The sequence below is a fragment of the Dorea sp. 210702-DFI.3.17 genome (genome assembly GCF_020560825.1).
Classification (GTDB): Bacteria; Bacillota; Clostridia; order Lachnospirales; family Lachnospiraceae; genus Dorea; species Dorea formicigenerans.
In genome coordinates, this window is sequence record NZ_JAJCNB010000089.1 from 1 (window position 1) to 513 (window position 513).

Sequence of the window (513 nt, forward strand, 5' to 3'; positions counted from 1 at the left end):
AAAATCCGCAAATTTTCAGCAGAGGGCAGGTTGAATGAAGATGTTTTGCTGTCGATTATGTCAGAAGAGAAGCCAAATCAGGTAGAGCAGTGGAAAATCCCGAAGAACCGACTGAAAAAATACTTTCCATCGGGAACTACACAGCAGAAAATGGAAGAAACCATTATCAAAGCACTGGAATTATACCGGAAACGGGAAAAAAGCAGGGAACGATAGGCATTTTGACACCAAGGGAAAAGTCTACCCGTTGGTGGTCAATGAGAAATCAGCCTTTTTCTGTTTTCCCCTCCCCACACCCTACCCCTTTGGTTTACCAGCAGATTACCAGCCGAAAAGACAATAAGGAGCCGGGAACATTTTCTCTTTCGGCAGGTCAGAGATTCCCACACCCTGCATGACAGCAGGGAATAAACAGCACAAAGCAACAACAGGCGTTCCAGACGGACGTCTTTTTTGATTGAAAAGAAAGGAATTGTAGAAAATGAAGAAGATATGGAAACGAGTGTGTACAGG

General features: G+C 44.1%; 1 protein-coding gene and 1 pseudogene. One reads left to right on the forward strand and one right to left on the reverse strand.

Annotation, left to right across the window (positions count from 1 at the left end; all coding sequences use genetic code 11):
* Positions 1 to 216, forward strand: a pseudogene (locus tag LI149_RS15065) (chromosome partitioning protein ParB); the annotation flags it as partial.
* A gap of 105 nt (positions 217 to 321) precedes the next feature.
* Here LI149_RS15065 and LI149_RS15070 read toward each other — a convergent pair.
* Positions 322 to 513: hypothetical protein (locus tag LI149_RS15070; protein ID WP_227143616.1), on the reverse strand; the 192-nt coding region annotated here is incomplete at its 5' end.